This is a genomic window from Candidatus Polarisedimenticolia bacterium (assembly GCA_035764505.1).
GTDB lineage: Bacteria > Acidobacteriota > Polarisedimenticolia > Gp22-AA2 > AA152 > AA152.
In genome coordinates this window covers 1-9,874 of record DASTZC010000208.1, presented here as the reverse complement: position 1 = coordinate 9,874, position 9,874 = coordinate 1, and the positions used below count along the sequence as shown (strand labels likewise).

Annotated in this window: 11 protein-coding genes; 4 read left to right on the top strand and 7 right to left on the bottom strand. The window is 65.5% G+C overall.

Features of this window, described 5'->3' with window-relative positions; genetic code table 11:
- A partial coding sequence (locus VFW45_13655) for an alginate export family protein (protein HEU5181828.1) occupies positions 1 to 660 on the bottom strand: 660 nt, incomplete at its 3' end.
- Between the two features lie 663 nt (positions 661 to 1,323).
- Here VFW45_13655 and VFW45_13650 point away from each other — a divergent pair.
- On the top strand, positions 1,324 to 1,968 hold the full coding sequence (locus VFW45_13650) for a hypothetical protein (GenBank protein HEU5181827.1): 645 nt from the start codon (positions 1,324 to 1,326) through the stop codon (positions 1,966 to 1,968).
- A 49-nt stretch (positions 1,969 to 2,017) separates the two neighbouring features.
- Positions 2,018 to 2,833 carry a hypothetical protein gene (locus VFW45_13645; protein HEU5181826.1) on the top strand — a complete coding sequence of 272 codons (816 nt, stop codon included), beginning with the start codon at positions 2,018 to 2,020 and terminating at the stop codon, positions 2,831 to 2,833.
- A 75-nt stretch (positions 2,834 to 2,908) separates the two neighbouring features.
- Here VFW45_13645 and VFW45_13640 read toward each other — a convergent pair whose 3' ends face one another.
- The 3 genes from VFW45_13640 to VFW45_13630 all read right to left on the bottom strand — a co-directional run bounded on the left by VFW45_13640 (position 2,909) and on the right by VFW45_13630 (position 5,481).
- Positions 2,909 to 3,391 (bottom strand): hypothetical protein, encoded by a 483-nt coding sequence (locus VFW45_13640; protein HEU5181825.1) that lies wholly within the window; start codon positions 3,389 to 3,391, stop codon positions 2,909 to 2,911.
- 257 nt (positions 3,392 to 3,648) lie between these two features.
- The gene (locus VFW45_13635) at positions 3,649 to 5,193 is read right to left on the bottom strand and encodes a tetratricopeptide repeat protein (GenBank protein HEU5181824.1); all 1,545 of its coding nucleotides are present in this window, start codon (positions 5,191 to 5,193) and stop codon (positions 3,649 to 3,651) included.
- 78 nt (positions 5,194 to 5,271) lie between these two features.
- Positions 5,272 to 5,481, bottom strand: coding sequence for a hypothetical protein (locus tag VFW45_13630; GenBank protein HEU5181823.1), 210 nt, complete (start codon positions 5,479 to 5,481; stop codon positions 5,272 to 5,274).
- A 207-nt stretch (positions 5,482 to 5,688) separates the two neighbouring features.
- Here VFW45_13630 and VFW45_13625 point away from each other — a divergent pair, with 207 nt between their 5' ends.
- Together VFW45_13625 and VFW45_13620 are read left to right on the top strand one after the other, a co-directional pair.
- Entirely contained in the window at positions 5,689 to 6,285 is a 597-nt protein-coding gene (locus tag VFW45_13625; protein HEU5181822.1) for a hypothetical protein, read from the top strand.
- Positions 6,286 to 6,340: 55 nt separating this feature from the next.
- Positions 6,341 to 7,549 carry a 4-hydroxy-3-methylbut-2-enyl diphosphate reductase gene (locus VFW45_13620; GenBank protein ID HEU5181821.1) on the top strand — a complete coding sequence of 403 codons (1,209 nt, stop codon included), beginning with the start codon at positions 6,341 to 6,343 and terminating at the stop codon, positions 7,547 to 7,549.
- A 7-nt stretch (positions 7,550 to 7,556) separates the two neighbouring features.
- On the opposite strand, the gene VFW45_13615 is transcribed toward VFW45_13620, so the two are convergent.
- The 3 genes from VFW45_13615 to VFW45_13605 form a co-directional block, all read right to left on the bottom strand.
- Positions 7,557 to 7,820, bottom strand: coding sequence for a hypothetical protein (locus VFW45_13615; protein ID HEU5181820.1), 264 nt, complete (start codon positions 7,818 to 7,820; stop codon positions 7,557 to 7,559).
- Positions 7,821 to 7,827: 7 nt separating this feature from the next.
- On the bottom strand, positions 7,828 to 9,219 hold the full coding sequence (locus VFW45_13610) for an FAD-binding protein (protein ID HEU5181819.1): 1,392 nt from the start codon (positions 9,217 to 9,219) through the stop codon (positions 7,828 to 7,830).
- A 73-nt stretch (positions 9,220 to 9,292) separates the two neighbouring features.
- The coding region (locus tag VFW45_13605; protein HEU5181818.1) for an HEXXH motif-containing putative peptide modification protein at positions 9,293 to 9,874 on the bottom strand (582 nt) is incomplete at its 5' end.

Genomic DNA, 9,874 nt, shown 5'->3' with positions numbered 1-9,874 from the left:
CGGGGTCACCGGCGGGGCCGCCACGTCAAAGTTGGCATCCGGGCTCTGCAGCGGGCGTGCCCACCAGATATCCAGACTGAAGTGCTCCGCGTTCCAGCTGCCCATCAGGGCATCATGCGAGATGCCGTCGTAGAAGTCGTTGTCGCCCAGGAGGAACTCGGTGCCGCGCACGATCTCCTGACGGCCGATCTTGATGTCCCACTTCGATCCGCCGATCTCGCTCAGGTTGATGTACGCCTGGTACAGCTCGATGTCGTTGCTGAAGAGCTGGCCGGTGTTCGTCTCGGCCGAGATGTTGGCGGGATCGCCGATGGGAACGAACGGCGAATCAGGGCTGTCCCCGCCCACCGGGCCGAACGTGAAGTCCTTGATGGGGGGAACGTCGCCCCAGAAACCGAAACCCTGCATCTCGATGTAGCCGATCACGCCCTTGCCGAAATGCCCCTCGGCCGCGATCCGCGCCCGGTAAGGGAAAAAGAGGAACGAATCGCTGGTGTCGTCGGTGCCATCGACCAGGTTGTCGTTGTAGTCGGCGCGCTGGCGGATTTCGCCGTGCAGCACGAACTTCTTCTCGCCGTTGCTGTCGTCTTCGGCGACGACGAACGACGAGGCGCCGGCCACGGCCGCCGCGATGCAAAGCATGACGAAGTACTTCTTCATCAGTCGTTTCTCCAATAAATGGTTGATCCAGGCCACCCGCCCGGAGGGAACGCATTCCCGCCCACAAAAACGGGCGAGGCACAGCGGTGATGCGCCGGCTTCACCTCCTTCCGAAGACCAACTGCTTTGCTGTGCGGGCCGGAGTGTGAGAAGAGTCCTTGGCCCGCGCCGCAAGACAGCAAATCCACTGCCAGAGGCTGTCGTCGCGACACGGCAATCGTGGAAGACCTGCGCTGTGAAAGGGTTGTACTGCCGAATGGGAAGGAGGGAATCCCGTTCTCTACCGCGCGGAACTAAGTAATCCAACGGATTGTTGGATAGTCGTCCAAGATTTTGAATAGTTGGGTCGGATGGTTCGGGGGTTCCGACTCTCCGAGTCGTCTTTGAGCTCGAGGGAGGTGGGAGCGCGCGGGTTACGAAATCGAAGCGGGCGCGGCTCCAGGCGTCGCGCCGTTACAGTTGAAGCGGAGCGGCGCGGAACCCTTCATCAGGATGAAGCCGTTCTGGTGCATCAAGATGCGCGCCGGAAGGAGGACTTCTTCAAGCAAACATTGAATCCCCTCGACCCGGTCACTATACTTTGCGCCGGTTATGCGGGATAAAGCGTCCGAATCAAAGTTCCGAGGAAGGACCTGGCTCCCGGGGGCAGCGTGGTCGGCTGCCTTGCTGTGCTCCGCGTTGCTCCTCGCCTCGTGCTCGGGGCAGCAGCCGGCCAAGAGCGGGTCCTCCGAGTCCCCGTCTTCCGAAAAAACCAAAGGCCCCTCGAGCGAGGCCAGCCGGCTGGCTCGCGTCACCATTCCCTCCGGGACGGAGATTCACCTGACTCTCCTCGAAACCGTGGGCTCCTCGACCAGCCAGGCGGGCGACACTTTCAAGGGAAAGACCACGGACCCGATTGTCGTCGGGGATCGTGTGGCCATTCCGACCGGCAGCACCATTCGCGGCCAGGTCACCGACGTCGTTCCCGCCAAGAAGGGTCTCAAGGACAAGGGGGGAGCGCTGACCCTTTCTTTCGACAAGATCGAGACCCCGGCCGGCTTCACCGCCCCGATGTCGGCCTCTCTCACCACCGTCGGCAAATCGGGCAAGAAGACCGCTGGAATCATCGGGGGAAGCGCCGCGGGAGGAGCGATTCTCGGGAAGATTCTCGGAGGGAGTACCAAGGACGCCGCCGTCGGCGCCGTCATCGGGGGAGCCATCGGCACGGGAATCGCCGCGGGTACCCCGGGCAAGGAAATCGAGATCACGTCCGGCACTCACCTGGCCATCACCCTGGAGCAGCCGGTCAACATCGCGATCGGGCCCTGACCGATCCTCAGGTTTCCGCCTGCGTCGCGACTATCCAGAAGGAGTCGAGATGAACCGTAAGCTTCGCAGTACTTGGGCCGTTTTCGCATGTTGTGTCCTGATCGCGGTCCTCGCCGGCGTGGCCTGCGCCAAGAAGGATGAGCAGGCCGCCACGAATGAGGAGGGATCGCAGATCGCCTCCAACGACACCACCGCGCCTCCGGAACCGGCGGCCACCGATCCGCAGCCGGCACAGCCGGAGCCGGCGCAGGCGCAGCCGGCGCCTGCCCGCAAGGCCACATCCCGGGACTTCAACACCCAGCCGATGAGCGCGCCCCCGGCGCCCCCCGCTCCCGCCACCGTGACGATCAACGTTCCCGCCGGAACCCCGATCAAGGTCAAGTTCGATGAGGAGCTGAACTCGGGAGTCAATCAGGTGGGCGACACGTTCCATGCCACGCTGGTCGATCCCATTCTCTCCGGAGATCGGGTCGCCCTGCCGGATGGCTCGACCGTCGAGGGGAAGATCACCGAGGTCGTTCCCGCCAAGAAAGGGCTGAAGGAATCGGGCGGAATGCTCGGTCTTTCGTTTGATCGGGTCACGACGCCCAGCGGCGTCTCCGCCGCCATGTCCGCCTCGTTCTCCGAGCAGGCGAAGTCGACCGCCAAGAAGGGCGGTACGATCGGCGGGGCCGCGGCCGGCGGTGCGATCCTTGGCAAGGTGCTGGGAGGCGATACGAAGGATGCGGCGCTCGGCGCGGTCGTGGGCGGCGCCATCGGCACCGGCATCGCCGCGGGCACGAAGGGTACCGAGATGAAGATCAAGTCCGGCACGGAGGTCACCATCACTCTGGACCAGCCCCTCGCCATCAAGCTGCGCCGCTAACCCGGCTCGACAGCAAATAGAAAGGCCCGGAGGCGAGATGCCTCCGGGCCTTTTTTTTCGACCTGACGGACTGGCCTAGTTGCTGCCGGCGCTGCCGCCGTTGCCGTTGACGTGGACCTTGAAGGGGAGCGAGGTGGGCTTGAACCGCCCGGAGCCGTCATCCACGTTGAGCATCATGCTCATGAAGGCGGTCCCGTTGCAGTTCCCGCCGGTGCTGTCCTCGTGCAGCTTGCTGAACATCAGGGTGAAGCTCATCGAGCCGGGGCTGCGGTCCACCGAGACGATGTGTCCTTCGACCTCGCCCTTCGGCGTGTAGCCGGGTCCCGTCAGACCGAAGGCGAGAACGCCGCCGCAGCGTACCGAGCAGGTATAGTCCAGCTTCAGGACGAGCGGCGAGTTCATCTCGTAGTCCTTGGCCACGTAGTTGCAGTCGTACTCAATGGTGTTCGACCCCACCACGGCCGAGCAGGTCCCTTTCGAGGCATCGGCCGCGTAGGACGCGATAGGAGCCACGCACAGGATCGCCGTCGCAATGAGAAGCCGCATCGAGTTCTTCACGTTGTCTCCACCTCCTGCCAGATATTTAAAATCTGCGCTGCGCCTAGATAAAGCAATAGAAATACCAATTCACGAGCGCTGGCGGACTTCGTAATCGGCGCCTCTAAAAGGCGGTTTCGCCTTCGGTTAGTTATGACGAGGGAAAGGGTAACGCTGTTGGGAATCTGGACCCGGGGGGCTGTTGCGGGACAATTTTTGCCCGTGGGGCGGGCACTTTTTTGCTGCCGTGCTCGATGGCGAAGCCTGTTGGAGGGAAGTCAGCGTGTCTCGGAAATCGCCTTGAAGCCGGGGTCGGCGGCGACCTCACGGAAATCGGGATCGACGGCGACTTTCTCCATCCCGATGAAGCCGTTGTGCACCGCCTGCTTCAGATGCCCGAGCGCCTGCGAATTCATCTTCAGGAGGGCTTCGCCGCGCGCCAGATTCATGTAGGGCACATGAGAGGAAGGGGAAGAGGCGGCGACCTTCCTGGCAGCCTCCTCGAACAACGCCTGGGCGCCCGCCCGCGTATCCCTGGAAGCGGACCGCTCCGCGACCAGGGCCCTAGAAAGGCTCGGCAGACTCTGTGTCGCAATGATCCAGTCCTCGTCCGGAGGGGCTTCGGCCAGGCCGCGACGCAGGGTTTTCACCGCTTCCGACACCTTCCCTTTGGTCTGCTGCCGCGCGGCGAGGGTGGCGTAGACCGAGAAGGGCATGCCCCGGTGGGCGCACGCTCTCTCGAGCAGTTTGTCGGCCCGGGTCGCGTCTCCTTTGGAATCATGGATGCGGGCGAGGGCCTCGTATGCCTGCGCCGCAACCTCGCGGTCGCGGACCGGCCCGTCGTAATCCTCGGGGAACTCTTCCACGAGACGGCTCCAGAAATACTCCGCCTCCTCCGCCTTGCCCAGCTTCTCCAGGGAATAGGCCCGTCCGGCCTGCAACAGCCGCCGCATCAGGGGAGGCGAGAGCTGCTCGGTCTCGGAGATTCCCTGGTAGACGGTCACGGCGTCCTCGTAGTTCTGTCCGGCCACCAGGAGCGAAGCTGCCAGGATCCGGATGCGCGTCCGGTCCTCGGGAAAGTCCTGCTCGGTCAGCGTATAGGTCTTCTCGGCGGCGGCGAAATTGGCCTGTTTCTGATAGGCCGCCGCCAGACCGAGACGGGCCCAGAGAAAGTGTTGATCCAGCTCGGCGGCGGTGAGATAGGCGTTGCGCGCCTCGAGAAAGCGCCTCTCGTCCTGCAGGCAATCTCCGAGCAGGGTCTGGGCGGCGGGAGAGGCGGGCGAGAGCCTCAGTGCGGCCTGCGCTTCTTCCTGCGCCTCGGCGCTGCGTCGCAGAGCACGCAGCAGCATGCCCCGATAGAAGTGCGCCAGGAATGCCTCGGGAGCGAGCTGGACGGCGCGATCCATCTCGGCCAATGCAGGAGTAGTGCGGCCCTCGGCAAGGCGGACGATCCCCAGCGCCCACCGGGCCTCTGCCGATTCGGGAGCGATTTCCACGGCTTGCTGGCCGGCGCGGACCCCCGCCTGGAGCGAATCGGGATCGGGGTCCCACCCGAACAGGAACCGCAGCGCGCGGACCTGGGCGACTCCCGCAGGGCCTCGCGGATCGCGCGGCGCGAGCCTGGCCACCTGGCCGAAGAGTCGCAGCGCCTGACCCAGATCGTCGCGCCGGAACTGCTCCAGGTATCCCGCGGCGCGCCGGGCGAGAATGTCCGGGTCGACGGTCCGTGCTTCCGAAGCGGACAGGCGGCCGCCTCCGGACAGCGCCGCGCAAAAGAGCAGCAGCGCCGCGAGGGATGCGGCTCGGACGGGGCGGATTCTCATGGAAGCTGCGGGCCTGCTCATGGAAAAAAACAGGGGGGCACAGCCCCCCTGTCCCGAATCGAAATCTGGATGGTGGACTTACTCTTCCTCGCCCTCGAAGTCGGACGACCAGCCCGATTCGCCGCCCGAGCCCGTCGGGTTCGAAACGGCCGCGGGGGGCGTGTAGGGGGTCACCACCGCCGGGGCCTTGGCGGCCTTTCTCGGGGCGGCCTTCTTCTTGGGAGAAGCCTTCCTGGCGGCTGCCTTCTTCGCCTTCGGCGTGGCCTTCCGGGAGGACTTGCGCTTCATTCCCGACTTCCGGCCCGCGGTCTTACGCGCAGGCTTCCGGGCCATCTTCTTCTTGCGGGGCTTCGCTGCCTTTCTTTTCGCGCGCTTTTTCGCCAAACTGACCCCCTTTCATCGCAAGGCCTGAAGCCGGCAATCTTGCAACCGGCAAACCGAAGGGATTATAGAACACAGTCGAGGACAAACTGCAAGGGGAGGAGAGACTCGAGCATGGCAGCGGTCCGAAGCGGTTTGCGGCTGGTCCCGATTGGCTTCCTGCTGATGGGCGCGCTGGGCTGCGGCAATCCCTGCGATAACGAGAGCGAGAGCGTTCACAAGAGCCTGGAGCAGGCCCGGTCGGTGCATGCCGACCTGTATGCGCCGCAGGAATTCGAGCGGGCCCGCAGCGCGGCCGGCGCCTACGAGCAGGAATGCGGCCGGCAGCGCAACCGGTTCGTCCTGTTCCGCTCGTACCGGCGCGCGCAGGAGGCGGCCAACGAGGCGAAGCGTCTCTCGGACGCTGCGACGGAAAGAGGCAAGGCGGGCGAGGGGCTGATGCGCCAGGAGGTCCTGAATGCCCGCTACGAAGCGGGAATGGCGGTCAACGAAGCAGTAATCGCGCTGCGGCGGGAGCGCGGCTTGCATGGGGATCCCCGCTCCGATGCGCTGCTGGCGCGCCTCGACGGCTTGCGCGCCGAGCTGGTCGAGATGCAGCGGATGCTTGACCGCGGCGGTCTTCCCGAGGCCCGCGAGAAAGCGGTGAGGATCCGGGAGCAGGCAATCCAGCTCCTGGCCGAGGCCAATGGCGGCGCGGCCCCCGCGAGGTAGGCAATCGCATCGGCTATACTGAAAGCGGCTTTGCGCCAGGCGTGAGGAGGAAAAGGTGGCGGACGCTTCGTATTATCCCCGCGGGTTCGGGCTCAAGTCCCGGATCGAAGGCCAGCTCGACGAAGACTATCGCAGCCGCATCGTGGAGTACCTGAAGAGCCACGACTACACGCTGCGCGCGGGCGACGTGACCTTCCGGCTGGCGGAGGAGTTCGGCTTCTGCTACGGCGTCGACCGCGCCGTGGATTACGCCTACGAGACGCGCTCCCGCTTCCCGGATCGCAGCCTCTACATCACCGGAGAGATCATCCACAACCCGCACGTCAACAGCCGGCTGCGGGAGATGGGCATCCGCTTCCTCAGCGGCGCGGGGGCGCACCCGGACGCCTGGGACCGCCTGAGCCCGGCGGACGTGGTGATCCTGCCGGCCTTCGGGGTCACGGTCGAGCAGATGGGGCTGCTGCAGGAGAAGGGGTGCACCCTGGTGGACACCACCTGCGGATCGGTCCTCAACGTGTGGAAGAACGTGGAGCGTTACGCCAAAGACGGCTTCACCTCGCTGATCCACGGCAAGTACAACCACGAGGAGACGCGCGCCACCGCCTCGCGCACCTCCCTGCACCCGGACGGAAAGTACCTGGTGGTGCGGGACCTGGAGGAAACCGATCTCGTGGCTCGAATGATTCGCTTCGGCGGCGAGGCAGGCGCTTTCCTGGAGCGCTTTGCGTCCGCCTGCTCCACCGGGTTCGATCCCGGGACCGACCTGGAGCGCGTGGGGCTGGCCAACCAAACGACCATGCTCAGCTCGGAGTCGCTGCAGGTTGCCGAGATGATCCGCCGGGCCATGGCGGACCGCTACGGGGAAGGAAACCTGCCGGCCCACTTCCGCTCGTTCGACACCATCTGCAGCGCCACCCAGGACCGCCAGGACGCGGTAGGCAGGCTGCTGCAGAGCGGCGTGTCGCTCATGCTCGTCATCGGGGGCTACAACAGCAGCAACACGAACCATCTGGCGGAGCTGGCCGCGGAGAAGGTGCCGACCTACCACATCGAGGACGCCAGCTGCCTGCTGGGGAAGTCCTCGATCCGGCACAAGCGCGTGGGGGAGAAGAGCCCGAGCATGGACGGCCCCTGGCTGCCCGACGGTCCCGTCGTGGTGGGCATCACCGCCGGAGCCTCCACGCCCAACAACCGCATCGGCGAGGTCGTCGAGAGGGTCCTGCGGCTGCGGGGACTCGATCCATCGGACCTGCCCCTGGACTGAAATCAGCTCAACCGGCCTCGCCTTCCGGCGGGCCGCCGCCGGTTTCCTCCTCAGCCTCGCGCAGCAGCTCCTGGTTCTTGTCGTACAGGAACTGCGCCATCCGGTCCTTCTCCTGCTCGGTTAGCCGCGGAAAGATCTCCTCCACTCGAGCGCGGAACTCGTAGCGATCCTCGATCGACAGGAGCGCTTCCCAATCCGGCTCGGTGAGGACCTTCTCGCTCAGTCCCGGGAGCTGGCGGAAGAACTTGACGAAGTGCTCGGCGGGACGCATCGCCGGATCATTCTCCGTAATCGATGAATCCTGGATTGAGGATGCCGTCCGGATCGTAAGTCTTCTTGAGCGCGACGATCCTCGGCCAGCGCTCCCCGAAGTGCTGCTTCCAGCGCGGGCGATCGAACTCGATGAGCCCCGAAAGGTAGCGCTTGCCTCCGGCCATCATGCTGGCGTCGGACGCCTGGTTCAGCCGGGCGCGTGCCGGCGCGGCAAGCTCGGGCGGGATGCCGGGGAGGATGCCGAAGCCCATCACGTTCTCTCCCGGAGGCGTCATGAAATTCGGGACCTTCGACGTCGTGCCCCGGCAGGGCCACAGCAGGACGTGGCCTCCCCCCAGGAAGGTCGGAGGCAGGTTCGCCAGGACCTGCTGGATGTAGGGGGCCGCCGTCTGCCAGGGGAGAATGGTCTCCATCCAGGGATGGGTGTTGGCCCAGTAGCCCATCCGCTTCCACAGGACGAACAGCGGCTCGAGCCGATTGGAGAATTCCAGCAGGGTGCGATCGCCGACGTGCGATTTCCGGTAGAAGCGCAGATCGCGCAGCGCAGCCTCGTCGTCGGGCGGGGAGGCCGCATCGAACTCGATGGTCGCGTGCAGCGGGAAGAACCACTCTGCGAACGGGACGAAATCGTTCCCCACCTTCTTGAATCCCTGCGGGCAGGGCACGCACCAGGACTCGAGATAATGGAAGCGATCCGAGCTCATGAGGTCCGCTGCGTCCTGCATCAGCGACGGAAGGGTGTCGTACAGCAAAAAGTAGGTGCGGGTCATCGCCTTGCAGGGGCGTAGCTTCAGCTTGGCGCCGGTGATCACGCCGAACTGTCCCAGCCCGGAGCGCACGGCGTCGAACACCTCGGAGTCCTTATCGGGACTGCAGGTGAGGCGGTCTCCCGTCCCGGTGACCACCTCCAGCTCGAGGACGTTGTCCCCCTGGGCGCCGTAACGATAGGAGGCGACGCCCAGCCCGGCCACCGAAAGGGTCCCGCCCACGGTGACTCCGAGATTGTTGGTCAGCACCGGAGGAATCAGCCCACGGCCGGCGGTGGCCGCCACCAGATCCATCCACTTCACTCCCGCCCCGCAGCGCACCGTGCAACCCGCCTCGTCGATCTTCTCGATGTTGTTCAGGGAGGTCAGGTCGAGCAGGATTCCCCCTTCGGTGAGAGCCTGCCCGCTTTGCGTGTGGGCCTCGCCGCGGGTGGCCACCGGGATGCCGTGGCGGCGCGCGAAAGTAATGGTGGCGGCCACCTCCTCCGAGCTGAGACAGCGCACCACGGCTCCCGGCGTGCGCCGGACCATCCTGCCGAAATCACCGCTCTTCTCGGTGAGAGCCGCCGGCTCCGTCACGACGCGGCCGGACAGCGTTTTCTGCAATTCCTGGAGCTGCTGAGGGGTCAAGAAGATCTCCTGAGTCCGTGGGTTTCTAGGCCCGACCGCGAGGTCGGCTTCGAGAGATGACCGTGGGGTCGGGTCAGAATATACCGATCTCGAATCGGCCGGACAAGCGCCCCGCCCGCAGCGAGCGCAGACGTCGGGCCATGCTCCGTAACAGCTCCCGGCCGTGTCCGGTGAGCTCCCCGCCTCGTCCGGCCCGGGTGAGATCCGCCAGCGCCATCCTGCAATGCCGCATTTCGATCGCCGCCTCGCGGCGCAGCCGCCTGCGCCGGGCGGAGCTCAGCGCCGCGTCACGCGACAGTCTGAGAAGGAGCTCGGTCCTGAAGAGGAAGGTATAGGTGCCGTGGAGAATGCCGTTGAGCGGCCTCTGCGCCCGTCTCCAGGGGGAGAAGTAGCGGCGCTCCTCGTCGAGCGAGGAGAAGCGGATCGTCTCCTGCCACGCATGCAGGCGATGGTGCGCAGTCTCGTGCAGCAGGTCGTCGGCCAGATCGACGAGGCTGCCGCGAAAGACATTCAGGTAGGAGATTCCCGGTCGGGCGAGATGGGAATAGCTCACGGTGCCGGGCTCTACCAGCGGGACGATCAGCCAGGTGCGCCGGCGCACCTCTTCCTCCGCCTCGGGCCAGGCTCGGCGCAGCAATGCCAGCCCGCGGGCGAG

Coding starts and splice junctions, on each gene's coding strand:
- VFW45_13625 (HEU5181822.1), top strand. CDS start 5,689: ATGGCAGCGGTCCGAAGCGGTTTGCGGCTGGTCCCGATTGGCTTCCTG.
- VFW45_13645 (HEU5181826.1), top strand. CDS start 2,018: ATGAACCGTAAGCTTCGCAGTACTTGGGCCGTTTTCGCATGTTGTGTC.
- VFW45_13635 (HEU5181824.1), bottom strand. CDS start 5,193: ATGAGAATCCGCCCCGTCCGAGCCGCATCCCTCGCGGCGCTGCTGCTC.
- VFW45_13630 (HEU5181823.1), bottom strand. CDS start 5,481: ATGAAGCGCAAGTCCTCCCGGAAGGCCACGCCGAAGGCGAAGAAGGCA.
- VFW45_13615 (HEU5181820.1), bottom strand. CDS start 7,820: ATGCGTCCCGCCGAGCACTTCGTCAAGTTCTTCCGCCAGCTCCCGGGA.